The organism is Paraburkholderia sp. UCT70, from assembly GCF_050434085.1.
GTDB classification, from domain to species: Bacteria; Pseudomonadota; Gammaproteobacteria; order Burkholderiales; family Burkholderiaceae; genus Paraburkholderia; species Paraburkholderia tuberum.
This window is the reverse complement of record NZ_JBNPVZ010000002.1, coordinates 335,919-361,059: the sequence shown is the minus strand read 5'-3', so window position 1 is coordinate 361,059 and position 25,141 is coordinate 335,919. Positions and strand designations below refer to the sequence as shown.

22 protein-coding genes are annotated in these 25,141 nt (G+C 64.2%); 7 read left to right on the top strand and 15 right to left on the bottom strand.

The genetic code is table 11. The features are described 5' to 3' along the window. Positions 1–105 precede the first annotated feature (105 nt). The 3 genes from OKW41_RS03990 to OKW41_RS03980 all read right to left on the bottom strand — a co-directional run bounded on the left by OKW41_RS03990 (position 106) and on the right by OKW41_RS03980 (position 3,806). A complete protein-coding gene (locus OKW41_RS03990; protein WP_018424067.1) occupies positions 106–363 on the bottom strand; it encodes a hypothetical protein in 258 nt (85 codons plus the stop codon). Positions 364–457: 94 nt separating this feature from the next. Next, positions 458–2,641, bottom strand: a complete 2,184-nt coding sequence (locus OKW41_RS03985) for a hypothetical protein (protein ID WP_429571649.1) — start codon at positions 2,639–2,641, stop codon at positions 458–460. A 262-nt stretch (positions 2,642–2,903) separates the two neighbouring features. Further along, entirely contained in the window at positions 2,904–3,806 is a 903-nt protein-coding gene (locus OKW41_RS03980; RefSeq protein ID WP_429444850.1) for a DMT family transporter, read from the bottom strand. A gap of 227 nt (positions 3,807–4,033) precedes the next feature. On the opposite strand from OKW41_RS03980, the gene OKW41_RS03975 reads away from it, so the two are divergent. Further along, positions 4,034–4,909, top strand: coding sequence for a helix-turn-helix domain-containing protein (locus tag OKW41_RS03975; protein ID WP_429444848.1), 876 nt, complete (start codon positions 4,034–4,036; stop codon positions 4,907–4,909). 51 nt (positions 4,910–4,960) lie between these two features. On the opposite strand, the gene OKW41_RS03970 is transcribed toward OKW41_RS03975, so the two are convergent. From OKW41_RS03970 to OKW41_RS03955, 4 genes are all read right to left on the bottom strand, one after another. Continuing rightward, positions 4,961–7,993 (bottom strand): FAD-binding and (Fe-S)-binding domain-containing protein, encoded by a 3,033-nt coding sequence (locus tag OKW41_RS03970; protein ID WP_429571648.1) that lies wholly within the window; start codon positions 7,991–7,993, stop codon positions 4,961–4,963. Positions 7,994–8,040: 47 nt separating this feature from the next. Further along, on the bottom strand, positions 8,041–8,790 hold the full coding sequence (locus OKW41_RS03965; protein ID WP_429571647.1) for a 2-keto-4-pentenoate hydratase: 750 nt from the start codon (positions 8,788–8,790) through the stop codon (positions 8,041–8,043). A 3-nt stretch (positions 8,791–8,793) separates the two neighbouring features. Then, positions 8,794–10,080 carry an MFS transporter gene (locus OKW41_RS03960; protein WP_429444842.1) on the bottom strand — a complete coding sequence of 429 codons (1,287 nt, stop codon included), beginning with the start codon at positions 10,078–10,080 and terminating at the stop codon, positions 8,794–8,796. A gap of 153 nt (positions 10,081–10,233) precedes the next feature. Then, a complete protein-coding gene (locus OKW41_RS03955) occupies positions 10,234–11,454 on the bottom strand; it encodes a pyridoxal-phosphate-dependent aminotransferase family protein (RefSeq protein ID WP_429571646.1) in 1,221 nt (406 codons plus the stop codon). Between the two features lie 170 nt (positions 11,455–11,624). On the opposite strand from OKW41_RS03955, the gene OKW41_RS03950 reads away from it, so the two are divergent. Next, positions 11,625–12,356 (top strand): GntR family transcriptional regulator, encoded by a 732-nt coding sequence (locus OKW41_RS03950; protein ID WP_187612458.1) that lies wholly within the window; start codon positions 11,625–11,627, stop codon positions 12,354–12,356. A gap of 393 nt (positions 12,357–12,749) precedes the next feature. On the opposite strand, the gene OKW41_RS03945 is transcribed toward OKW41_RS03950, so the two are convergent. From OKW41_RS03945 to OKW41_RS03920, 6 genes are all read right to left on the bottom strand, one after another. Then, complete coding sequence (locus tag OKW41_RS03945) at positions 12,750–14,081, bottom strand: MFS transporter (RefSeq protein ID WP_429571645.1); 1,332 nt, start codon at positions 14,079–14,081, stop codon at positions 12,750–12,752. A 76-nt stretch (positions 14,082–14,157) separates the two neighbouring features. Further along, positions 14,158–15,123, bottom strand: a complete 966-nt coding sequence (locus OKW41_RS03940) for a hydroxymethylglutaryl-CoA lyase (RefSeq protein ID WP_429571644.1) — start codon at positions 15,121–15,123, stop codon at positions 14,158–14,160. Further along, positions 15,120–16,313, bottom strand: a complete 1,194-nt coding sequence (locus tag OKW41_RS03935) for a CaiB/BaiF CoA transferase family protein (RefSeq protein WP_429571643.1) — start codon at positions 16,311–16,313, stop codon at positions 15,120–15,122. Before OKW41_RS03935 ends, OKW41_RS03940 begins: the two co-directional genes overlap by 4 nt. 155 nt (positions 16,314–16,468) lie before the next feature. Beyond that, positions 16,469–17,407, bottom strand: a complete 939-nt coding sequence (locus OKW41_RS03930; protein WP_429571642.1) for a LysR family transcriptional regulator — start codon at positions 17,405–17,407, stop codon at positions 16,469–16,471. A 21-nt stretch (positions 17,408–17,428) separates the two neighbouring features. Next, on the bottom strand, positions 17,429–17,692 hold the full coding sequence (locus tag OKW41_RS03925; RefSeq protein ID WP_429571641.1) for a type II toxin-antitoxin system RelE/ParE family toxin: 264 nt from the start codon (positions 17,690–17,692) through the stop codon (positions 17,429–17,431). Next, on the bottom strand, positions 17,680–18,321 hold the full coding sequence (locus OKW41_RS03920; protein WP_429444829.1) for an HD domain-containing protein: 642 nt from the start codon (positions 18,319–18,321) through the stop codon (positions 17,680–17,682). The genes OKW41_RS03925 and OKW41_RS03920 overlap by 13 nt, the downstream gene beginning before the upstream one ends. 263 nt (positions 18,322–18,584) lie before the next feature. Between OKW41_RS03920 and OKW41_RS03915 the strand changes: the two genes are divergently transcribed. Further along, positions 18,585–19,547 (top strand): GlxA family transcriptional regulator, encoded by a 963-nt coding sequence (locus OKW41_RS03915; RefSeq protein ID WP_429571640.1) that lies wholly within the window; start codon positions 18,585–18,587, stop codon positions 19,545–19,547. Positions 19,548–19,600: 53 nt separating this feature from the next. Further along, complete coding sequence (locus OKW41_RS03910) at positions 19,601–20,359, top strand: SDR family oxidoreductase (protein WP_429571639.1); 759 nt, start codon at positions 19,601–19,603, stop codon at positions 20,357–20,359. 544 nt (positions 20,360–20,903) lie between these two features. Here OKW41_RS03910 and OKW41_RS03905 read toward each other — a convergent pair. After that, positions 20,904–21,026 (bottom strand): hypothetical protein, encoded by a 123-nt coding sequence (locus tag OKW41_RS03905; RefSeq protein WP_429444823.1) that lies wholly within the window; start codon positions 21,024–21,026, stop codon positions 20,904–20,906. Between the two features lie 504 nt (positions 21,027–21,530). On the opposite strand from OKW41_RS03905, the gene OKW41_RS03900 reads away from it, so the two are divergent. The 3 genes from OKW41_RS03900 to OKW41_RS03890 all read left to right on the top strand — a co-directional run bounded on the left by OKW41_RS03900 (position 21,531) and on the right by OKW41_RS03890 (position 24,470). Continuing rightward, positions 21,531–21,911, top strand: coding sequence for a BON domain-containing protein (locus OKW41_RS03900; RefSeq protein WP_429444821.1), 381 nt, complete (start codon positions 21,531–21,533; stop codon positions 21,909–21,911). A 731-nt stretch (positions 21,912–22,642) separates the two neighbouring features. Continuing rightward, on the top strand, positions 22,643–22,777 hold the full coding sequence (locus tag OKW41_RS03895) for a hypothetical protein (RefSeq protein WP_018424053.1): 135 nt from the start codon (positions 22,643–22,645) through the stop codon (positions 22,775–22,777). Positions 22,778–22,823: 46 nt separating this feature from the next. Then, positions 22,824–24,470: an NRAMP family divalent metal transporter gene (locus OKW41_RS03890; protein ID WP_429571638.1), complete on the top strand. Its 1,647-nt coding sequence runs from the start codon at positions 22,824–22,826 to the stop codon at positions 24,468–24,470. A 119-nt stretch (positions 24,471–24,589) separates the two neighbouring features. On the opposite strand, the gene OKW41_RS03885 is transcribed toward OKW41_RS03890, so the two are convergent. After that, on the bottom strand, positions 24,590–25,126 hold the full coding sequence (locus OKW41_RS03885) for a flavin reductase (RefSeq protein ID WP_429571637.1): 537 nt from the start codon (positions 25,124–25,126) through the stop codon (positions 24,590–24,592). Positions 25,127–25,141: the final 15 nt, after the last annotated feature.

The following is a 25,141-nucleotide window of genomic DNA, read 5'->3' as shown; positions in this document are numbered from 1 at the left end:
AGGGAGCATGAAAAAAAAGCACACGGTGAGTTACACAGTGCGCTTTTGTATAACAGACGGCACGATGGCTTGCGCCGGAGCGGACCCGCGTGTTCAGCAGTCCACTCAGCGGTCCAACTTCGCGCGCAACTCGCGCGCGGCCTCCAGCAATCCTTCGTAACCCGAACGCGCGTGCTCCGGCAGATCGGGATCGCCGACCAGCGCACCAAGCGTTTCGATCAGACTGTACACAATGCCTTTCGCGGCGCCCGACGCAATGCCGCCTGACGACACCTGCTGATCGACGTGACTGAGCGCCGCGTCGAGCTGCTCGATCTCGGGACGATCGTCGGAGGGCGGCTTGGGAGAAACGTCTTGCGTCATGATCGAACATCGCTCCGTTGAGTGCATCGGTAAGGTTGTTATATACCGATCGTGCGCCGCCGTCTATTCGTGTTCGGCGCGACAGCGATCCACGTCAAGGCGTCCAGCGATACATCAGCAGCTTCGCGCGCGCGTCGTCTTCGACCAGCACCACGTACTCGCCGTTATCGCGCTGCACCGCGCTGATGCCGAGATACACGTCGACCCAGCCGCTCGTGCCGCCGACGCTCGCGCCCGGCGTCATGTAACCGACCGCAGTGCCGTTGCGCGCGTCGTAGACGTCGATGCGATCGGTGTACAGCTCGGCAACGAAGATATAGTTGCCCGCCACCGCGACGCCGACCGTGGTGGTCTGCGGATCGCTTTGCGTGTTCCACGGCAGCGAGACCGTGTATGTCAGCGTCGGGTTGCCGCTGCTCCAGTTGTCGTAGCGGGCCAGCACCGGACCCGCTTCCTTCCAGTGCGTCGGGTCCCACGGAATCGCACTCGTGAAACCGGACAGATACATCGTGTCGGTCGCTGCGACGTAGACGAGCCGCGCGAGCCGCGTGAATGGCGCGGGCATCGCGAACATCTTCGCACTCGCGTACGTGTAGATCGGATTGCCGGCGGAGTCGAGACCTTGCAGCGGCATCTCGCGCACGCCGCTCAATGGCGTGGCAAGCCACACGTTGCCGGGTTCGTCGACCCACCAGAAGCCGTCGCCGACCGTGCTGCCGGTCGACGGATTGCCGCTGATCTCGCTCGCGTCGACGGCGCCATTGCCATTGCTGTCGCGCCACATCCATTCGCCGTACGTCGGTTGCGCGGCGGGCCATGCGCCGGGCAGCGGATTCTGCGCGAGCATCCCCGACGGTATCGCGATCTCGCCATGCGCGGCATCGAAGCGATAGATGTTCAGATAGTGCGCGCCCGGATCGAGCGTATAGAGAAAGCGCTGGCCATCGAATCTGCGCACCATCGGTTCGCCACGCACGCCGCGCGGCTCGTGAAACGCGGGGTCGTCGGGGTAGTCGAAGCGATCGAGCGTGAACGCCGCATACGACCATTCGTGGCCGACCGGCTGCTTGTAATCGAGCGTGAAGCGCTTCGAGCCCGTGTAGATGGAAGCGGGTGTTGCCGGGTCGAACGCGCCGCTATCGACGAAGCTCAGACCGTAGAGCCGCCAGTTGAGCACGCGCCTGCCGTACACGTAGCTCTCCAGCACTGCGCCCTGCCCTACGGATGCCGAGCCGAGCGCGCGCGGTCCCTCGCCGTTTTGCGCGACGTACAGATTGCCGGCCGCGTCGACGCCGATGCCGGTGATGCCGTTGAAACGCGTATCGCCGGGCACGCCGCGCACCGGGTGGAAAATGCCGTTACGCGTGCCGATCGACGGGCCCGCCTGCATCTGGCCGCCCGCGCCCTTGTTGAACACGAGGATCTGCTGCGAAACGCCGTCGTCGGCGACCAGCAGTTGGCCGGATGGCGTCACTGTGAGGTCGCTCGGCACGGTGCCGGCGGGCAGTGTCAATGGACCGGCGAGCGCGGTGCCGTCGGCGCGGTAGTGCAGGATGCTCAGATTGCCCGTGCCGAAGCCGCTGATGATCCACAGCGTCGAGTCGGTGTCGATCGCGATGCGGGCCGGCGACACGACGCTCCACGAACGCAGCGGCTGCATGGACTGCGCGTCGTACACGGCGATCCGGTTACCGTACGTGTCGGCCACGTAGAGCTCGCTGTCGGTTGCGGCGAGGCCGCGAATGCTCGCGTCGGTGCCAGTCTTCACCGTATCGACCGCGACGAAACTGTTCTTCGTCGCGTTCGCGCTATTGCCGATGCCGCCGGAAAACGGCGCGCCGGTCGCGAGATTCGCAAGCGTGCGTCGCGTGATGCCGTACCAGGTCTGATTGGCCGGCGGATAGTCGGCGCCGACCAGCGCATTGTTCTCGTTGCCGATCGACATCGCCGCGTACAGGTACGTGTGATTCACCGTCACCGCATCGCCGCCGGCCGCGCCCCAGCCATGCGTCGAACCGGCGACCGCGAGCTTGTCGCCCCCCTGATAGGCGGCGATTTCACTGCCGCTTTCGTCCCACGGCGCATTCGTATAAACGGTGCCATTGGCGCCGACGCTAATGGCCTGAATATCCTGCTGCATCCATTTGCCGTCGCCAAATCCGAAACTATTACCGATCCATGAGGTCGTGTAATTCAATTGGGATTGCGCGGAAACATTCGGCGAGATCAGGCTGTGGATTAACACCACGGCCAAGCCAAGGCGAGAGAAAGGCTTCACGGCAGTCGGTCCTTGCGAGGCGCGAGACGCGCACATCAGATTTGGCGTTTTATCCTCTCATATAAAAATAGTAAATTTATTGATGAAAAAATGATTATTGAATGCCGATCCATCGAATTCATTCCATTTGCATCGAATCATGTTTCCGACACAATCTTTCCTTCACGAAACCGGTAAAAACCGGTTCCCGTAAAGACTCACCGATCAGAGATTCAGTCGCTTTTTCTGCTCCTGTAAATCCTCACCTTGAGCGAGACGCTCATCATGTCCGCGCCGCCCGGAGACGCTCGAAAATCCGCCGCGTCAGATCGAACGCCACCAGATTGCCGGCCACCACGAGCATTAGACCGACCACCGCGAGCGCTGACCACCGATATCCCTCGAACAGCGTCGATGCCGCGAGCGCGACGATCGGAAACAGCACCGTGCAATAGGCGGCCCGCTCCGGGCCCATACGGCCGACGAGCATCAAGTACGCCGTAAAGCCGATCACCGAGCCGAACACCGCGAGATACGCGAGCGCACCGAGATAGCGCGCTGACGGTTCCACCGCGAATGAATAGCCGGCGAACAGACTTCCGAGCGTCAGGACCGCCGCACCGATCAGCATCGCCCAGCTGTTGGTCGCGAACGGATGCAGGCCCATCGACTGCATGCGGCTCGACAGCAGGTTGCCGGCCGAGAAGCACAGCGTGCCGAGAAACGCGACGCCGAGCCCGAGCCATGCGGTGTGATCGCCGAGATGCCCGGCCATCTGCTGCACGAACAGACAGACAATGCCGACGAGCCCGAGCAACGCACCCGCAATCGCGCTCGGCTGCAGAGGCCGGCCCATGAACAGCCGCCCGTTGATCGAGTTCAGCAGCGGCGCGGTCGAGAACACCACCGCGACGAGCCCGCTCGGCACGAGCTGTTCGGCGTAGTAGAAGCACAGGAAATTCAGGCAGAACAGCGCGAGACCCTGCGCGGCGAGGTAGCGCCAGGCGTCGCGCGGCGGCCAGATCGGGCGGCGCATGATGCGCGCCAGTGCGAACATCAGCAGCGCGGCGATCCAGAAACGCCACGCAATCGATACCGGTGGCGGCACCGCGCCGAGTTGCCATTTGATTGCGATCCACGTGGTGCCCCAGATCAGCACGGTGATGGCATAAAGGAGGAGATTCATGGTCGGGCCTCAGACTGCAATGACGGACTGCGATGACGCGCAGAAAGCCCGACTATGGAACCGCGCCGCCGCCCGCAATTGTCCAAAATTGCGCACTTTTTCGCGCCGATGCGCAGGCTGACGGGACGCGCCGTATACTGGCCGCTCAACCAGCACCCTACACCGGAAAACCTCCGCGCGCAGCCGTGAACCCCACCCCGTCCGTCCCCGTGATATCCACCGCCGGCATGCCTTTTGGCCTGCAGTCGGTCTGTCACACGCTCGCCAGTGCGAACGCGCATCTGGACCGCTTCGCGTGGCTCGGCGACGGACTCGCGATCGCGCTATGGACTCGCGACACGAAGGAGGACGAGACCGTCTACGACCGGCCAGGCCATCACACGCTGTCGTGCTATCTGGACGGCGGCTATCGCACCGAGCGCCAGAAAATGCCGGGCCACTACGGCGCACCGTCGCGGCTGTGCGCACTGCCCGGCGATCACGAATCGCGCTGGTGGGTGCGCGGCCACATGCACTTCATGCATCTGTACTTCCTGCCCGAGCATTTCACGCGACGCGCGGTGCAGGAGCTCGACCGCGAACCGCGCGAACTGACGCTCGCCGATCGCACCTATTTCGAGGACCCGCGCATTGCGAGTCTGTGTCAGTCGCTCGTCAACGAGGAGTGGGAAAGTCCCGACGGTCTGCTGCGCACCAACGAGACCGCGCACGAAGTGCTGAGCCTGCTATTGCGCGGCCAAGGCGTACGGCGCGCGAACGTGGCGCTGAAAGGCGGGCTGTCGGCCGCGACGCGGCGCCGCCTGCGCGACTATATCGACATTCATCTTGCGCAGCCGTTGACGCTCGGGGAGTTGTCGGGTGTCGCGGCGCTGTCGGAGTTTCATCTTGCGCGGATGTTTCGCGAGTCGTTCGGGTTGCCGCCCGCCGCCTGGATCGCGCGGCAGCGGCTCGATCGCGCGCGCACGCTGCTGCGCACGACGACGTTGCCGCTCGCGCAGATCGCCGGGCAGTGTGGCTATGCAAATGCGAGTCACTTTAGTCACCGGTTTCGCGAGGCTGTCGGGGTAACGCCGAGTGGGTTCCGGCAGGCTATCGGTGTTTGAGATTCGCGTTTGAGATTCGCGTTTGAGTTTCGCTTTGCGGTTAGCTCCGTGTCATCGCAGCGCCATCGCCAGCACGCGCGCGACGTGGATCGCGTCGACGCCCGCGCCGTCGTGAATCTGATGCCGGCAGCTAGTCCCGTCGGCGACCATCACCGTGGCCGCGTCCAGCTTGCGCACCGCGGGTAGCAGCGACAGCTCGGCCATCGCCTGCGAGCTCGCGTAGTGCTCCGCTTCATAGCCGAAGCTGCCGGCCATGCCGCAGCACGACGATTCGACCGTCGATACCTTCAATTCGGGAATCCACTTCAGCACGGTCTGCACCGGCGTGAATGCGTCGAACGCCTTCTGATGGCAGTGGCCGTGCACGAGTGCCTGCTGCATCGGCAGCGGCTTCAATTCGAGCTGCAATCGTCCGGCCTTTTCTTCGCGCACGAGGAATTCCTCGAATAGAAACGCGTGCTGCGCGAGGCGCTGCGCCTCTTCGCCGAAACCGTACTGCAGAAATTCATCGCGCAACGACAGCAGACACGATGGCTCCAACCCCACCACCGGCACGCCACGTTCGACGAACGGCCTGAACAGCTCGAGCATGCGCCGCGCTTCCTCTTTCGCTTCGTCGACGAGACCCGCCGCGAGAAACGTGCGGCCGCAACACACGGGACGCTCTCCCGGGCGTGCATTGAAGTGGACCGTGTAGCCCGCCGCTTCGAGCACCTGTTGCGCGGCGCGCGCGTTGTCGGGCTCGAGGTGGTTGTTGAAGGTATCGACGAACAGCAGGACTTCTTTCAGCGCGGACGCCTGCGCAGCGTTGCGTGCTGGCTTCGCGGACACCGCATCGGCCAGAAACGCCTTCTTGAACCGCGGCAAACTCCGCTCGGTCGCGAATCCGACCGAGCGCTTGAACCACGCCGACAGCACCGGCACGTTGTCCGCGAGCGCCAGCAGCCTCCGCATGCGGCTCGCCGCGCCCGCATAGCGCGGCATGAACGCGACGAGCCTGTCGCGCAGCCGCACCCCATGCGTCTTGACACGCGCCGCGCGCGCCTCGATCTTGAACTTCGCCATATCGACGCCGGTCGGGCAATCGCGCTTGCAGCCCTTGCACGATACGCACAGGTCGAGCGTTTCCTTCACGTCATCGCTCGCGAGCCCGCTTTCGCCGAGCTGCCCCGAAATCGCGAGCCGCAACGTGTTGGCCCGCCCGCGCGTCAAATGTTGCTCGTCCTTCGTCACGCGATAGCTCGGGCACATCGTGCCCGCGTCGAACTTGCGACAGTGGCCGTTGTTGTTGCACATCTCGACCGCTTTCGCGAGGCCGCCGCTCAGATCGTCGCCGCTGCCGGGCGCGCTTTCTGCGCCCGTCAGCGGATCGCGCTTCACGTTCCACGTCGACCAGTCGAGCGCCGTTTCGATGCGCTGTTCGCGATAGCCCGGCGCAAAGCGGAAATTGCGCGCGTCGTCCATCTTCGGCGCACGCACGATCTTATCGGGATTGAAGCGGTTGTCCGGATCGAACAACGCCTTGATCTCGCTGAACGCCTGGTTGAGCCGCGGCCCGTATTGCCATGCGACCCATTCGCCACGGCATAGCCCATCGCCATGCTCGCCGGAATACGCGCCCTTGTACTCACGCACGAGCGCGGCCGCTTCCTCGGCGATCGCGCGCATTTTCGTCGCGCCGTCGCGGCGCATGTCGAGAATCGGCCGCACGTGCAGCGTGCCGACGCTCGCATGCGCGTACCACGTGCCTTCGGTGCCGTGGCGATGAAACACGTCGGTCAGCCGGCTCGTGTAGTCGGCCAGATGTTCGAGCGGCACCGCGCAATCTTCGATGAAGGACACGGGCTTGCCGTCGCCCTTCATGCTCATCATGATGTTGAGACCAGCCTTGCGCACTTCCCACAGCGCTTTTTGCGCATTTGCGTCCGGCATCTCGACGACCGCATCGGGCAGGCCCAACTCGCCCATCAACTCCGTGAGCTGCTTCAGCGACGCGAGCTGCGCGTCGCGATCCTCGCCCGCGAATTCGACGAGCAGAATCGCCTGCGGCTCGCCGACCAGCGCCTTCTCGATCACCGGACGAAACGCGGGATTGCTAAACGCGAGATCGATCATCGTGCGATCGACGAGTTCGACAGCGACCGGCTTCAGCTTGACGATGTGCTGCGTGAGCGCCATCGACTGCCGGAAGGTCGGAAAGTTGACCACGCCAAGCGCCTTGTGCGCGGGCAGCGGCGCGAGCTTCAAGGTGATCTGCCGGCTGAATGCGAGCGTGCCTTCCGAGCCGACCAGCAGATGCGCGAGGTTCGCGCTGCCGTCATCGGTATAGGCGCGCGGATTCTGGCAATCGAACAGATCGATGTTGTAGCCCGCGACGCGGCGCAGCACCTTCGGCACGCGCGCGATGATTTCGTCACGCTCGCGCTGTGCGATCCGCGTTACGCCCGCGACGATCTGCTGCAAGCGCTCGCCTTGCGGCGGCTCGCGCAGCGACGCGAAGCGCGCTTCGCTGCCGTCGGCGAGAATCGCGTCGATCGCGTCGACGTTGTGCACCATGTTGCCGTACTCGATCGAGCGCGAGCCGCACGAGTTGTTGCCGGCCATGCCGCCGATCGTGCACTGGGCAGCCGTCGATACATCGACCGGGAACCACAGTCCATGCGGCTTCAGCCACGCGTTCAGATGATCGAGCACGACGCCGGGCTCGACCGTCACGGTGCGCGCGTCGGCATCGAACGCGACGATATTGTTGAGCCACTTGCTCGTATCGACCACCAGCGCTTCGCCGACCGTCTGCCCACACTGGCTCGTGCCCGCGCCGCGCGCGAGCAGCGGTACTTTCTCGCTGCGCGCGATATCGAGCGCGATGCGCAGGTCGTCCTGATCGCGCGGCACCACGACGCCGACCGGCGTGATCTGATAGATCGACGCATCGGTCGCGTAGCGGCCGCGGCTGGCGAGATCGAACAGCACGTCGCCGCGCAGCGCTTTGCGCAGATGCTGCGCGAGCGGACTCGTTGCGCGCGCGGCGGAGGGGACCAGATGGATCGGCTTGACGAGCAAGCCCGCAGTGGGATTCGTCATTTCGTCGGCCTGTGAGGAGCGCGCCTGAACCGCGCAGCTCGAATTACCTAGTACAGCGTCAGATGCACCGGCGCGAGTCCTTCGATATGCCCGCTCACGTCGCCCGCCTCGCGCGGAAAGAACATGCCGCTGTACGAACCGGCGGTGATCAGCGTCTCCGGCGTCACCGCAATGCCGCGCGAACTCGCGTGATTGACGAGCCACGTCAACAGCCGCCGCGGATCGCCGGCCGGATTCGCGGGCGTCGTTTCGACGACATTGCCTCCGTTGAACGCGAAGCGCAGCGACGGCGCGACGAACGGAAAATCCTCGCGATACCGTGTGAATTCACCGACGATCAGCGCGCCGTGATTTTGCAGGTCCGCAAGCTGCGCGAGTTTGTCGATGGCGGGCCACGCGGCATAGCGGCTCGCGACGATCTCGATGGTCGCGCCGATCGAGCCGATGCCCGCGAGCACTTCGTCCTCGCGGTACGGTTTCGTGGACGGCTCGAAACGCCGGCCGAAACGGAACGCGACTTCGAGTTCGAGCCCGAGCGGCGCGAAGCCTTCGCGCGACAGACGCGCGCCGTCGGCGTGCAGATCGGTGTCGGGCAATGGCGCGCCTTGAATCGGTCCGCTCGCCGATTTCGCGCCGATCTTCCAGCCGCCGATTCGCGCGCCGCACGCCCTCAAGATTTCGTGCTGGATTGCGTAGGCCGCGTCGGCATCGGAAGGAAGCAGCTCCGGCGGCAACGTATCGAGCACCGTGCGATTGCGACGCGCATCGGCAAGCAGCTGGCTCAATGATGAAGTCATGTTTTACACGCCCATCCGGGTGGAAACGTGCGCCTTCTCCGACGCGCCGACTTCGAAGCGGCTTTCGGGCTGCATGCGGAACGCGAGCACGACGCCGATGCCCATCAGCAACATGCTGCCGACGAACGGCAGATCCCAGTTGCCAAAGTGGTCAATCAGAAAGCCGCCCATCACCGGCGAGATGATCGCGGCGAGCGCCGAACCCGTGTTCATCATGCCGCTCGCGGTGCCGGAGAATTCCGGCGCGATATCCATCGGGATCGCCCACATCGGGCCGATCGTCATCTCGGCGAAGAAGAAGCCCGACGCGAGACAGGCAATCGACAGCGTCAGGTCATGCGTGAACATCAGAGGAATCAGCGACAGCAGGCAGAACAGCATGCACACCGACACCATCCAGCTGCGCGCGCGTTTGAGGCTGCCGGTGCGCTTGAAGATCGCATCGGTGACGATGCCGCCGAGCGTGTCGCCGATCACGCCGGCGAAGAATACGACCGACGCGAAGATCGCCGACTTCTGCAATTGCAGATGGTGGTTGTGCAGGAAGTACAGCGGAATCCAGCTCAGGAACAGCCAGAGTGTCCAGCCGTAGCAGAAGTAGACGATCGTGACCGGCGTCATGCGGCGAAACAGCTTGCCCCACGGCAGCCCGGAGACCTTCGGCTTCGGCGTGGGCAGCACCGCGAGTTCCTCGGCCGTGATGCGCGGATGATCTTTCGGATGCTCGGTGAACGTGACCGCCCACATGACCACCCACACCAGACTCAGCGCGCCGCAGATAAAGAACGATTCGCGCCAGCCCCAGTTGGTCATCACGATCACGATGAGCGCCGGCGCGACCGCGTTGCCGACTCGCGACGCCGCGTGCGTGATGCCCTGCGCGAAGCCGCGCTTTTCCTTCGCGACCCAGCGCGACATCGCCGACGTTGCAGCCGGGAACGTCGCGCCTTCACCGAAACCGAGCACGAGCCGCGCGGCGAGCAACGAAGCGAGCCCGCCCGCGAAGCCCGTGAACACCGTCGCGAGACCCCAGATGGCGCCACAGAACAGCAGCGTGCGTCGCGCGCCGAAGCGATCGCTTACCCAGCCGCCGATCACCTGAAACACCAGATACGGATACGCGAAGGCCGAGAACACGAGCCCGACCTGCGTATGCGTGAGATTGAATTCCTTGCCGAAACCCGCCGCCGCGGTGCTGACGTTCACGCGATCGAGGTACGTGATGAAGTACATGATGCAGAGCATCACTAGAACGATACTGGTCGCACTGGTCAAACGAAACCGCTTCATCGTCTCTCTCCATGGCATCTGTCGACGGCGCGCCTGAAGTGGCGCGCTGCGTCGTCGCCCGTCGGCCGCGAGGCCGCTATGGACGCATTGCATGTTGTTCTGGCCGCGTTCTGCGCGCGGCTCGATGAGGGAAGCGCTCCCTGCGCCCGACAATCAAGCCGCGGCCTTCAACCCCGGCGTCTTCGGTGCCTGGCTCAGCCACTCCATTGCGGGCGGCATGCCGCTTTCCTTGAGCGGCACGCCAGCAAGTCGCAGACCCATTTCGCAGCCAGCCAATGTCGCGAGCAGCATCAGATCGTTGCAATCGCCAAGATGGCCGATGCGGAACATGCGGCCTTTCATCTTGCCGAGGCCCGTGCCGAGCGACATGTCGAAGCGTTCGTAGATCAGCTTGCGCACCGCGTCGGCATCGACGCCGCCGGGCGTCATCACGCCCGTAAGCACCGGGCTATAGACGGCGGGATCGGCGCACTGGATTTCGAGCCCCCACGCGCGCACCGCGCGGCGCGTCGCTTCGGCAAGCCGCTCGTGACGCGCGAACACGTTGTCGAGCCCTTCGCCGAGAATCATTTCGATCGCTTCATGCAGCCCGTACAGCAGGTTCGTGTTCGGCGTGTACGGCCAATAGCCGGATTTGTTCATGTCGACGATTTCCGCCCAGTCCCAGAAGCTGCGCGGCAGCCTGGCGTGCTGGTTGGCGGCCATCGCCTTCGGCGAGATCGCGTTGAAGCTAATGCCCGGCGGCAGCATCAAGCCCTTTTGCGAGCCCGACACGGTCACGTCGACACCCCATTCGTCATGACGGTAATCAGCGCACGCGAGACCGGAGATCGTGTCGACGAGCAGCAGCGCCGGATGGCCCGCGGCGTCGATCGCGCGACGCACGGCGGCGATGTCGGACGTGACGCCGGTCGACGTTTCGTTGTGCACGACGCAGACCGCCTTGATCGCATGCTGCGTGTCGGCGCGCAGACGCTCTTCGATCATCTGCGGCTGCACGCCGCGCCGCCAGCCTTCGATGCCTGGCAGCCCCAGGAATTCGGGCTTCAGGCCGAGCTTCTCGGCCATTTTTTTCCACAACGTCGCGAAGTGGCCGGTCTCGAACATCAGCACGTGATCGCCGGGGCTCAGCGTATTCGACAATGCGGCTTCCCATGCGCCCGTGCCGGACGCCGGATAGATGACGACCGGCTGCTGCGTCTTGAAGATCTTCTTGATGCCGTCGAGCACCTTGAGACCCAGTTCGCCGAATTCGGGTCCGCGATGGTCGATGGTCGGATAACTCATCGCGCGGAGGATGCGATCGGGCACCGGACTCGGCCCCGGAATCTGCAGGAAATGACGGCCAGCGGGATGAAAATCTAGCTTCAGCATCGAACTCCTCCAATTGAATTTTGCATGCAAAAAACTATATCAGACGAACCGTGATGCTCCCAAGACGAAAATTGGCCTCTAGGGCCCGTGTTTACCCGCGTGCGCGCATGGATTAACTAATCGATATGGTTCCGATAAAATCCAATTCATGTGAAGCTGAGGATTTTTGTATGCAAAATTCGGATTTCGACGCGGGTCTGACCGCTGCCCCGCTGATGCCGAAGGTCGAGCGTCAGCGCCTGCACGACACGGTGGTGGAGCACATTCGCCGCTTTATCGTCGAGGGAGCGCTGGAGCCCGGCAAGAAACTGAACGAGCGGGAGTTGTGCGAAACGCTCGGCATTTCGCGCACGCCGCTGCGCGAGGCGCTGAAGGTGCTGGCTGCCGAAGGTCTGATCGAGATTTCGCCGAACCGGGGCGCGTCGGTATCGAAGATGTCGGAAGCGGAGGTGCGTGAGACCTTCGAGCTAATGAGCGGCCTCGAAGCGTTTTCGGGCGAACTCGCGGCCGAGCGCATCACCGCGGCCGAACTCGCAGAGATCAAGGCGCTGCATTACGCGATGCTGGCGTGCCGTGCGCAGAACGATCTGCCGGGCTACTACAGTCGCAACCAGGCGATCCACGACAAGATCAACGAAGCGGCGAGAAATTCGGCGCTGCGGCAGACGTATGTGTCGGTCAACCGGCGGCTGCAGGCGCTGCGCTTTCGCTCGAACTATCAGACGCCGAAGTGGGACCGCGCGATTCACGATCACGATGAAATGCTGAAGGCGCTCGAGGCTCGCGACGGCAAGAAGCTCAGCGCGATTTTGCGGCAGCATCTGCTCGATAAGCGGGATGCGGTTTTGCAGGTGCAGGTGCAGGAGGAGGTGGTCGCTTCGGCCTCCGGGTTGAAGGCGTGATGCGCACAACTGATGCCGAATCCCGCTCCTCGCCACTCCGTCGGCAACAAAACTTGTCCACCTAAATTGTTGGCAAGCCTGTGGACAACCTTCGCACAGCGAGCTTAAGTGCTTGAAGCATGAGAACTATCTGCGCGCGGTGCACGCGTAGGCAGTGAGCGTCGCTACGGAGTCCGTGATACTGGCGAGTGGGCTTCGCAAGGATGCCGTTTCACTCGCGCCGAACTCGAAGTCCAGTTGTCCACATAATTTGGGAACAAGCTTGTGGACAACCTGCGCACAGGCCTGCCAAGTGTTTGATACGGCAGGCCTATCGTGCGCGGATGCGGGAGCGGGCAGCAGCGCGGCACCTCACGCGATGCAAGCCAACGGCCGCGCCCTCCACCCTCGATTTCACTGCGTCGTTTCACGACTGCGCAACGACTCCGGCAACCCATACAGCACGATCAGCGCGCACACCACGCTCATCGCGCCGATCACATACAGCGCCGGCGTCGTGCTGCCGGTCAGATCCTTCACACGTCCGACCATCACCGGGCTCACGATCCCGCCGAGTTGCCCGAGCGTGTTGATCAACGCGATACCGCCCGCGGCGCCCGCGCCCGTCAGCAGCTTTGGCGGCAGCGCCCAGAATGCCGGGATCGACGCGACCACGCCCGCGCCCATCACGGCAAGCGCGACCACCAGCAAGGTGGTCTGCTTGTCGAAGAATCCCGCGGCGAAGAAGCCGAGCGCCGACATCAACAGCAGCCCGAACACGAACTTGCGCCGCTCGCCGCTGGCGTCCGACAGGCGCCCGACCACGACCATGCAGATCGCGCCGCACACATAAGGCACCGCCGTCAGCAGCCCGACCACGGTGGGATTCTTCGTGCCCGCCACGTGAATCAGATGCGGTGCCCAGAAATTCAGGCCGTACGAGGCGACCTGAATCAGGAAGTACACGAGCCCAAGCGTCAGGAAGCCCGGCGTTTTCAGCGCGCCCAGCAGCGAATGGCCGGTCTCTGCCGGGCGGCTTTGCTGCGCGATCTGCCCAGCGAGCAGGCTCTTTTCCGCCGACGACAGCCAGCCCGCGTCGTCGATGCGATCCTTCAGCAGCTTCAGCACCAGCAGACCGAGCACGACGCACGGCAAGCCGCCGAGCAGGAACAGCCAGTGCCAACCGGGCATGCCGAGCACGCCGTCCATATGGCCGATCACAAGCCCCGCGAGCGGTGCGCCGACCAGCCCCGACAACGCCGACGCGAGAAACAGCATCGACGTGATGCGGCCGCGGTATTCGGTCGGAAACCACAGCGTCAGGTAGTACAGCACGCCGGGCGCGAAGCCCGCTTCCATCGCACCGATCACGAAGCGCAGCCCGTAGAACTGCCATTCGTTGTTGACGAACACCATTGCCGCGGTCGCGAGTCCCCACGAAATCATGATCCGCGCGATCCAGCGTCGCGCGCCGACCTTATACAGGAACAGATTGCTTGGGACCTCGAACAGGACGTAGCCGATCACGAACAGACTCGCGCCGAGACCGTACGCGGTGTCGGACAAGCCCAGATCGCTTTGCAGCTGGACCTTCGCGAAGCTGATATTGATGCGGTCGAAGAATGCGAACAGATAGCAGATCATGATGAGCGGCATCAGCCGCCACGCGACTTTGCGGACGATGGCCGCGAGATCATCCGCGCCATGTTCGCGGGTAGTGCCCGCCACTACGCCAAGGTCACTCATGCTTGTCTCCAATGCCGGATTCGGCGGTGCCGTCCGGTCGTTTGATCGGTTGAGGGTTGGTTTGTCGGGTTGCGGTTCAGATCTGCTGAATGCAGTCGGGCACCGGATGCAGGTCGCAATTGCGACCCGCTTTGGCGACTTGCCCCGGCATGTCGTGGCCGAGCAATGCAGGCAGACCGCGCGACAGCGCGAGCAGCTTCGGCAGGTCGATCCCGGTCGGGATGCCCATTTCGTCGCACAGATTCACGAGGTCTTCGGTGCAGATGTTGCCCGAGGCGCCCGGCGCGAACGGGCAGCCGCCGAGCCCGCCGAGCGCCGCATCGAAGCGGCGCGCGCCGGTTTCATACGCGGCGAGCACGTTGGCGAGACCGAGGCCGCGCGTGTTATGAAAGTGCAGCGTGAGCGCGGCGGCCGGCAGCCGCTCGAGCGTGCGCTTGACGAGCCGCGCCACCTGGCGCGGATTCGCCATACCGGTGGTATCGGCGAGCGTGATGCCCTCGATGCCCATCTCGCGATACGCGTCGACGATGCCGATCACGCGATCTTCGTCGATGCGCCCTTCGAACGGACAGCCGAACGCGGTCGCCACGGTCGCGTTGAGCCGCCCGCCCGCGGCCATCGCGCGACGCACGATGTCGTCGAACGCCGCGAGCGACGACTCGCAGCTCATGCGCATGTTCGCGCGGTTATGCGTCTGGCTCGCGGACATCACGAGGTTCAGTTCGTCGGCGCGCGCGGACAATGCGCGCTCGGCGCCCTTCAGATTCGGTACGAGTGCGACGTAGATCACGCCGGGTTGCCGCTCGATCTGCTGAAACACGGCTTCGCCATCGCGCAACGCGGGAATCGCTTTCGGCGACACGAACGAGCCCGCTTCGATGCGCGTGAATCCGCATTTGGATAGCCCGTTGATCAGCGCGATCTTGTCAGCGGTTTCGACCCACGTGGGCTCGATCTGCAGGCCATCGCGCGGAGCGACTTCCTGCACGATCAGTTGCTCGAACGACTCAGCCTCGAGCGTGGAAAAGATCGCGGTATTCATTGCACTGCTCCCTCGCGACGTAGCCGCTCGATGTCTTCGTTGGCGAATCCAAGCTCGCTGAGCACGCTGCCGGTGTGCTCGCCGAGTGCCGGTCCTTGCCAGCGCACTTCGCCCGGCGTGTCCGACAGCTTTGGCACGATGCCCGGCATCTTGACCGACCTGCCGCCAGGCAATTGCGCCTGCAGCACCATGTCGCGCGCCTGGTAATGCGGATCGGCGACGATGTCGGCCACCGAATAGATGCGCCCCGCCGGCACTTCGGCGCGTTCGAGCGCGGCGAGCACGTCTCCGGTCGCGTGGTGCGAGGTCCATGCGGTGATCGCCTGGTCGAGCATCGCAACCTGCTTCACGCGGCCGTCGTTGTGCGCGAGCGCGGGATCATCGGCGAGATCGGGGCGGCCGATCAGGTGCATCAGGCGTTTGAAGATCGGATCGCTGTTGCCCGCGATCACGACATAGCCGTCGTTCTCGGTGCGATAGGTGTTCGACGGCGCGATGCCCGGCAGCGCGCCGCCGCTGCGCTCACGCACATGGCCGAACAGGTCGTATTCGGGTACGAGGCTTTCCATTAGATTGAACACGCTCTCGACGAGCGACACATCGACCACCTGGCCTTCGCCCTGCCCTGTCTTCACGCGCAGAAGCGACATCAGCGCGCCGATCACGCCGTGCAGCGACGCGAGCGAATCGCCGAGACTCACGCCGACGCGCGCCGGTGCGCCGTCCACTTCGCCGGTCGTGTAGCGGATGCCGCCCATCGCCTCGCCGATCGCGCCGAAGCCTGGCCGGTCGCGATATGGCCCGGACTGACCGTAGCCGGAAATGCGCACCATCGTCAGTTTCGGATTCAGCGCGTGTAGCACGTCCCAGCCGAGGCCGAGCTTTTCGAGCGCGCCGGGGCGCAGATTTTCGATCACGACGTCGGCATCGGCGGCGAGGCGCTTGACGACCTCGACGCCATCGGCCGATTTCAGATTCACGCAGACGGACTTCTTGTTGCGCGATTGCAGATACCACCACAGCGACGTGCCTTCGTGCAGCTTGCGCCATTTGCGAAGGGGGTCGCCGGTTTCGGGCGCTTCGATCTTGATCACGTCGGCGCCGAACTCGGCCATCAGGCGCGCCGCGAACGGCGCGGCGATGAGGGTGCCGATCTCGACGACGCGAATACCCTGCAGTGGTCCACCCATGTTGTTGTCTCCGAACTCGTTTCGTGTTGGGAGACAGCTTAGGAGCGGCGTGGTGGCGGCGTCCAACCGCAATTCGCCAACGACCGTTCGCGAACGGAGAACGCTCAGCGGCGGCTGCGGGCCCGGCGCGGAGACTGGGTGGTGGTGGAAGCGGGTTAGGTTTGAGCGTCTGCTGCCGCTTCCCGCGCCTCGACCGTGCGCAGATGATCGAACAGCAGCCGACTCACCGGCGATAACGCATCGACGTCGCGCACGACGAGCACGAGGCTGCGCTCGGCCCAATCGTCGTCGAGCGGCATGCCGACGAGGCCGAGCGGGCGGCCCATCAGTTGATGCACCTTTTGCGGCAGGACGCCGACGCCCATGCCAGCCTGCACCATCCGGCACACCGCATCGAAGCCCGGCACGTGGATGCGCAGGCGCAGCGGCTTGCCGGCCTGGCGCGCCGCGAGGTGGGTGCGCGCGTTGATCGAGCTCGCCGAATGCAGGCCGACGTGATCGCCATCGAGCGTTTCGGCGAACGCGATGCTCGTGCGTGCCGCGAGCGGATGATCGTCGCGCATCACGATCACGAGCGAATCGCGTCGGTAGTGCTCGACGTGCAGCTCGCGCGTATCGGCGTCGCCGGAACAGATGCCGAGATCGGCGAGGCTTTCGTCGATGGCTTTGACGACGCCGCCGCTCGGCCGCTCCTCGAGATCGACCTTCACGCGCTCGTGCAACGACTGGAACGCGCGCAGATCTTCAGGCAGAAATTCGACGATCGCCGACAGGTTCGCCATCATCCGCACATAGCCGAGCACGCCGCTAGCATGGCCGGCCAGTTCGATGCCGATGCTCTCGATGTCGCGCAGCACCCGGCGCGCGTGATGCAACAGCGTTTCGCCGGCCGGCGTCAGCGTCATGCCGCGCGCGTTGCGCTGGAATAGCGACGCGCCGACCGCCTGTTCGAGTTCGACCAGCCGCTTGCTGGCGGCGGACACGGCGATCGCCTCGCGCTCGGCGGCACGCGTGAGCGTGCCCTCTTCGAAGACGGCGAGAAAGAGCTGCAACGTGGTGAGGTCGAGCTTGCGGAGAAGGTTTTTGATGACCATGGCGCGGCGACGAAAGTTCGGTCAGTGACAATCATCCTCTAGCTGATGGCGCACCGCCAACATGGTCACGGTTTGGTTGCCGTCGATCTCGAACAGCGCGACGTAGCCCGCGCGACCGAATGCGATCAGCAACTCGCGCAAAAACGGCGTATCGCGCTGAACCTCTCGGCAAGTGAACGGCGATGTGCGCGGCGTGGCGATACCATCGCGGATGGCTTGCAACGCGCGTTCCGCGAGCGGGAAATCCCTGTCGTCCTGCCGCAAACAGCCCTTCACGACTTCCACGCCGAACCCAGAATCATCGTGCAGAAATTCTCGCGATGATAATGCGGGTCTTTCAGCGCGAGCACGTCGGCCTTCACGTTGCCGAACGTCGTGTGCGGCTTGTGGATCGTGCCGTGCGCGAACGCATCGATGATACCTTCCTTGAAGTGTGCGCCGCGCGGATGCGCATGCGTGACTTCCTCGCGCTGCTGTTCGCTGAATTCGTCGTAGGCGAGGCCGAGCACGTCCATTTCGACGCCCGCCGTGACGAGCGCGACCACCGGCTTCATATGCTGCGGAATGCCTGGTGTCGTGTGCAGCGCGATCGCGGTCCACACCTGCTCGATCTCGTCCTCGCCGATTCGATGCCGCCGCAGAAATTCACGCGCGGCATTCGCGCCGTCGACTTCGAAGCGCTCCTGCTCGCTGCTGTATGGCGCGACGAGGCCCATGTCGTGAAACATCGCGCCGATGTACAGCAGTTCGGGGGCGAACTTCAGCTGCTTGCGTTGCCCGGCCAGCGCGCCGAACAGAAACACGCGCCGCGAATGGTGATACAGCAACTCCGTTTCGGTGTCGCGCACGAGTTCGGTGGCTTCACGCGCCATCATGCTGTCGGGAATCTGGATACCTGCGATCGTCGTGGTCATGCGGCGTACTCCTTCGTATGCGAACGTGAATGTGAAAGTAATCAACGGGACGCGCGCTGCGGCTTCAGAGCGCGTTTTGGTATGCTGGTCCGCGCCGTGATGTCGATGCCTGTCGCCTGCCTGTGAGACCGCGCGTCCGACCGATCCAGTATTGGCCAGCGCGGCGCCGCGAACAATTGCGGCGAGCCGTTGAACACTGCCAAACGCACAGCGTTGACTGCCGCGGCGTGCCCTTCACGTTCCCCGTCAAAGGAAGTCATCCGATGCCCACCGTCGCGATCGCGATCTTCCCAGGAGTGCAGGCACTCGACGTCGCCGGTCCCGTCGACGTGTTCTCCGAAGCGAACCGCTTCGTCGCGCCCACGCGGCACTACGAGGTCAAGCTGCTGGCCGCGGACCCGGCGCCGCTGCGCGCGTCGAACGGGATGACGCTGGTGGCGGACGCGACCTTCGAGCAGTCGCGCGAACCGTTCGATCTCGCGCTCGTCGCCGGCGGTCCCGCGCTACCGCACAACGAAGTGCCGGACGCGCGCCTGCTCTACTGGCTCGCCAACGTCGCGACACGTTGCGCCCGCTACGGCTCGATCTGCACCGGCGCTTTCGCGCTCGGTCACGCGGGCCTGCTCGATGGGCGCCATGTGACGACGCACTGGCAGCACGCCGCGCAACTCGCCGCGCAGTTTCCGCGCGCGCGGGTCGACTTCGATCGCATCTATCTGCGCGACGGGCCGCTGGTCACCTCTGCGGGCGTGACGGCCGGCATCGATCTGTCGCTCGCGCTGGTGGCCGAGGATCACGTTCCGCATACCGCGCTCGCGGTCGCCAAGCGGCTCGTCGTGTTCGCGCAGCGGCAAGGCGGTCAGTCGCAATTCAGCCCCTATCTGACCGCGCCCGCCGACGACACCTCGCCCGCCGCGAAAGTGCAGGCGCACGTGATGGCGCGTATCCATGACAGCTTCACCGTCAAGCAGCTCGCCGACGTCGCGGGCATGAGCGCGCGTAACTTCGCGCGCGTGTTCGTGCAGGAAACCGGCGTGACGCCGCATGAATTCGTCGAACGCGCGCGCGTGGATGCCGCACGCAAGCTGCTCGAAAGCAGCGCCGCGGCGCTGAAGACGATCGCCTACGATTGCGGCTTCGGCACCGCCGACCGCATGCGCATCGTGTTTACGAAGCGGCTTGGCGTGACGCCGGTGCAGTATCGCGGGCGCTTTCGCCCCGTGTGAATACGGCGTGAGAAAATCGTCGACTCTGCACGTCAACGATCACCAGGAACGACATGACCTCCTCTTCTCCGATTCGCGCGATCGTCACCGGCCATACGCGCGGCCTGGGCGCAGCGCTCGCCGAAGAACTGCTCGCGCGCAACGTCACGGTGCTGGGTCTGTCGCGCTCGCGGCATGCCGCGCTGAAGGCGCGCTTTGCCGCGCGGCTCGAAGAGATCGAGCTGCCGCTGGCCGAGCCCGCACGCGTCGCGCAATGGATAGCCACCGACGCACTGAGCAACTTCGTGCGCGGCGCGCAGACGGTGCTGCTGATCAACAACGCGGGCATGATGCAGCCGATCGGGCCCATCGAAGGACAGGACGCCGCGAGCGTCGCGGACGCGGTGAGCCTGAACGTCGCGACGCCGCTGATGCTCGCGAGCGCGCTCGCCGCCGCGGCCGTCGACGCAACCGACCGCCGCATCGTGCACATTTCGAGCGGCGCGGCGCGCAACGCGTATCCGGGCTGGAGCATCTACTGCGCGACCAAGGCCGCGCTCGATCATCACGCGCGCGCCGTCGCGCTCGACGCGAATCGCGCGCTGCGCATCTGCAGCCTCGCGCCGGGTGTGATCGATACGGACATGCAGGCGCAAATTCGCGGTAGCGGCGAAGAGCAGTTCCCGATGCGCCAGCGCTTCGACGAGCTGAAGCGCAACGGCCAACTGTCGACGCCCGAGCAATGCGCGGCGCAGCTGATCGACTATGCGCTCAGCGATGCGTTCGGGCAGACGCCGGTCGCGGACATTCGCGAGATCGCGAAATCGGCCTGAACGGGCTATTGCCGCCGGGTATTTGCGCTCCCGAAAATCCTCACCTCAAGCACGGAGCAGTGGCGGATCGGCGTCAGCTACCGTCGCCATTGCCCCCGAAAAGCCTCACCTTTGAGGTGAAAAGAGGACTCGAGGAGGCATTTCAGCGTGCGCATTGCGGCGCTCACACACCGCTCCCGAAATCCCTCACCTTTGATCGAACGCAGCCGGATCGCTTCGCCGATGCCGGCCGCGTACGCGGCAGATCGCCTGGACATTCAACGACTTACGTTACACAGCCGGCGCACGGTCACCGCGACGGATGCCATGATCGGCGACTGCATGAAGCGCGTTTTGCACATCAGCACGACGGGCTGTCGCCCGATACAGCATCGACGGCTCCCGAATATCCTCACCTATGGCTGACAGGCATAAATGCGCGCAGTCCCGCGAGCCTCTTGCCGCGCGGTTTGTGCCGTTCCTGGCCCGGCCGGTTAGTTGCAAAAGAACCGCCCGCGCGCGACTCCCGAAAGTCCTCACCTTTGACGCGATGCACGCGCCACGTTCATTCGATCGGCACGTTCTTCAGCCCGCGCACCGCGACGACGTTCTTCATCGCGTCGACGATTGCCGTTCTAAGCTGCGCGGGCAGATGGCCGCAAAATTCGTCGTTATTCTGATCGTCCAATTGCGCGAGTTCGGGGACGAGCGCCTGTGCGGCATCGCTTAACGCGATCAGATGATGCGACGGTCTTCGTCGACCGTCTCGCGTTCGAGCAGCGCCTTTGTCTCTTGTGCGCGCCGCCTTCGCCGGCCTCCGGCGAGACGGTCGGACCGCATGACGCCTCTGACGGAAACGTTGCATCGACGTGGGCGAACCTGACGAAAAGGAAGCAAGGTTGGGAATGCGATATTAGTTTCTCAGGAAACCATTCGCAATTTGTAGCACCGCCCAGGCGACTCCCGAATTCCCTCACCTTCAACTTTGAAGTGCGCGTACAGGTGCGCATATTCTCACCTCGGCGGCTCCCGAATCTTCTCACCTATCGCTATCGGCGCGTGCGCCGCAGAATATAATCGGAGCCGACGGTCGATTACTCGTCGCGAGGCGGTAGTGCGTTGCGCCGCCTCTTCTCCGCTGGCAGCACGCGGCTCGAACGGAAGTTCCTGACAAACCGGCAAAGGAGGAAGAATGAAAACAAACGGCGCGAGCAGAATCCTCGGTGCAATGTTCGCGGTGGCCATCGCGACTTGCGCGACCTATGCACACGCACAGACGCGCGAGATGCCGAACGATGCGTCGATGCAAAGCCAGTCGGTCCCAGCGGCTTCGAACCGGAACAACAACCGGTCCGACAGCGCAATCGTACGCGACGTCCGCCGCGCTTTCACGCGCACCACGAACCTCAATTCGGCGAACATCCGCGTCGAAGCGCGTCACGGCATCGTTACGCTGACCGGCACGGTGCCGCGGCAATCGCAAATCGCGCGAGCCGGCAACGCCGCGCGATCGGTTCGCGGCGTCAGAAGCGTGCATAACCGGCTGACCGAGCGACGGCGCGCCAATCAGTGAGCACGGCGTGGTGGCATCGGCCGGACGGATCGGTGCCGCCTGTTCGACCTCCCCCCTATATCGGCCTCGACCCGCATGTCATTCAAAGTGCCCACCGTCGCGCGCCGCACATTTTTTCTGCTCTGCTTAAGAAACAGGTTGACCTCGGCGGAAGGCGAACCCTAGAATTGAAAAATCATCACCAATGGGGCTCATGCCTTGGACACCTGCAGTAGCCGACTTTCGAACAGATTCGCTGCCTGACCGGCAGGACGTCCGCGCTCTCTTCATCAGCCGCCGTCTTGCCAGTTGGCAGACGGTGCGCGCCGCAGTTTCTTCCCGTGCACCTAAAGTAACGTCGTATCCGCATGACGAACGCCGCGTTCACGCGCGTTCCCGCGCCGATACGGCGTCGCATCGCGAGCCTTGCGCTTGCGGTCGCGTTTGCGCGCGCGTTGTCAGTCAACGCAAACAGTTCAACGCAGTGCGCGCGAACGCGTGGATAAACACGTGTGTAGCGAACGTGCGTAGCGAACGTGCGTAGCGAACGCTTCAGACGCTCGAACGCAGTCCCCGCTACACACCGACAAGGAGCCGCCATGCCCGACAGTGACAGTTATCCCTTATGCCGCTTCCCCGTTCTATCAACTGAGGAAAGCGAGTAGACCTCCACCGCCGCGCCCGGACATACGCGGCCTCCGTGTCTGCTGGCTTTCCACCAGCGCGTCGAAACCGGCGCACGGAGATCCCTCATGCAATTCGGCCTCCTTCTTTCGCAGTTCCCGCGTGTGCAGGAATCGCGTGCCCATTACGACGGCATGCTCGTGCTACACGCACCGCATCCGTTCATCGCCTTCTGCCGTCGCGTGATGTCGCGCGTGGCATAGCGTTTCGCGATCCGACCTTCGACAAATACAACCAGGAGAGAACGAGATGTCTACTCCGACGAACATTTCCTCCGCGCGCAGCGCCGTGCTCGATTCGGCACACGTCGGCGATATCAAGGGCGCGCTCGGCACGATCGCTCACCATGACATCGCGCCACGCACGAGCTGGTGGGCGCGCCTGCGCACGCTGCTCGCGATCCTCGGCCCCGGTCTGATCGTGATGGTCGGCGACAACGACGCGGGCGCATTCGGCATCTACACGCAGGCCGGCCAGAACTACGGCACCACGTTGCTGTGGACCATGCTGTTGCTGGTGCCGGTGCTGTTCGTCAATCAGGAGATGGTGTTGCGGCTCGGTGCGGTCACGGGCGTGGGCCACGCGCGGCTTATTTTCGAGCGCTTCGGCAAGTTCTGGGGCGCGTTCAGCGTCGTCGATCTGTTCCTGCTGAACGCGCTAACCATCGTGACGGAATTCATCGGCATCACGTTCGTGCTCGACTTCTTCGGCGTCTCGAAGATCGCGGGCGTGTGTATCGCCGCGGCGCTGACGATGGCCGCCGTCAGCACCGGCGACTTCCGCCGCTTCGAGCGTTTCGCGGTCGCGCTGTGCGTGTTGAGCCTGCTGCTCGTGCCGGTGCTCGTGTCGATTCACCCGCCGGTCGGCCAGATCGCGCGCGACTTCTTCATTCCGAACTGGCCCGCGCACTCGAAGCTGTCCGACGTGATGCTGCTCGTAATCGGCATCGTCGGCACGACGGTTGCTCCGTGGCAGCTCTTCTTCCAGCAGAGCTATGTGGTCGACAAGCGCATCACGCCGCGCTTCATGAACTACGAAAAAGCCGACCTGTGGATCGGCATCGTGTTCGTGCTGATCGGCGCGGTCGCGATGATCTCGTTCAGCGCGGCGCTGTTCGACGGACGGCCCGGGTTCGGCAACTTCACGGACGCGGGCGGTGTGATCGCTGGTCTCGAGAGATACGCGGGACGTACCTCGGCCGTGCTGTTCGCGATCGCACTGTTCGACGCGTGCGTGATCGGCGCGGCGGCTGTGTCGCTATCGACCGCCTATGCGATCGGCGACGTGTTCAAGATCCGCCATTCGCTGCACCGTAGCGTGTCGGATGCGAAGGGCTTCTACGTCGTGTACTTCGCGATCGTCGCGGCCGCCGCGGCATTGGTGCTGATTCCAGGCAGCCCGCTCGGTCTGTTGACCGAAGCGGTGCAGACGCTCGCCGGCGTACTGCTGCCGAGCGCGACCGTGTTCCTGCTGCTGCTGTGCAACGATCGCGCGGTGCTCGGTCCGTGGGCCAATTCGAAGAAGCTCAATCTGTTTACCGGCGCGGTGATCTGGGTGCTCGTGATGCTGTCGATCATCCTGACCGCGTCGGTGATCTATCCGGACATCGCGGCGGAAACGATCATCGAAGTCCTGGCGGGCGGCACGTTGCTCGCGGTCGTCGGGTATGTGGCGAGCTTCGGGATGCGCAAGCTGCGCGGCGAGTCCGCGGCCGAGCCGGCTCCGTTCTATGCGAAGGACGCCCGCAACACGTGGCGCATGCCGCCGCTCGACGAACTGCCGCCGCCGCGTCTGACGCTAACCAAACGCGTCTGGATGAGCGTGCTGCGCGGCTATCTGCTGCTCGCGATCGCGCTCGTGATCGTCAAGGTCGTGCAGATGGCGTTGCTGAAGTAGTGCGAATGGTGAGGAGTTCCAGGAGGTCCGGGTAATGGTGAGGTTTTACGGGAGCCATGTCCGGAGCGACAACGTAAGCGCTGCCGGAGCCCGAGCTGGCCGGCAGCGCTTCAAATGACTCATTGCCCCTTCCACGCGCGCGGCACCCGGTGAAAATTCCGGTCGAAGTAAATCAGGCTGTCACCGTCGGCGCGCACGCGAATCTGCGTGGTCTCCACGAACATGACCGAGTGCGAGCCGACTTCCTTCGCTTCCACGATCTTCCCCTGCAAGCTCGCGAGCGCGCCGCGCAGCACCGGCACGTCGTTCTCTCCCTGATCCCGGACAGGCAGCTTGAAGCGATCCTCCATCGAAAGACTGGTCATGCCCGCAAAGTGCCGCGCGATACTTTCGAGGCTCGCGGGCAGCACGTTGATACACACATCACGGTTTCCGACGAACACCGCGTGCATCGCGCTCGACCGGTTCAGGCAGATCAGCAGCGTCGGCGGCGTGTCGGTGACCGAGCACACCGCGCTCGCCGTGATGCCGCAGCAGCCGTGCGGGGCCGCCGTGGTGATCACGTTGACCGCCGCGCCGAGGTGCGCCATCGCCTGTCTGAACTGCTGGCGGTTTTCATCGATCCCGGCATCAGCTCGTACTGGTTGGCCCGACATATTGAAGTCTCCGGT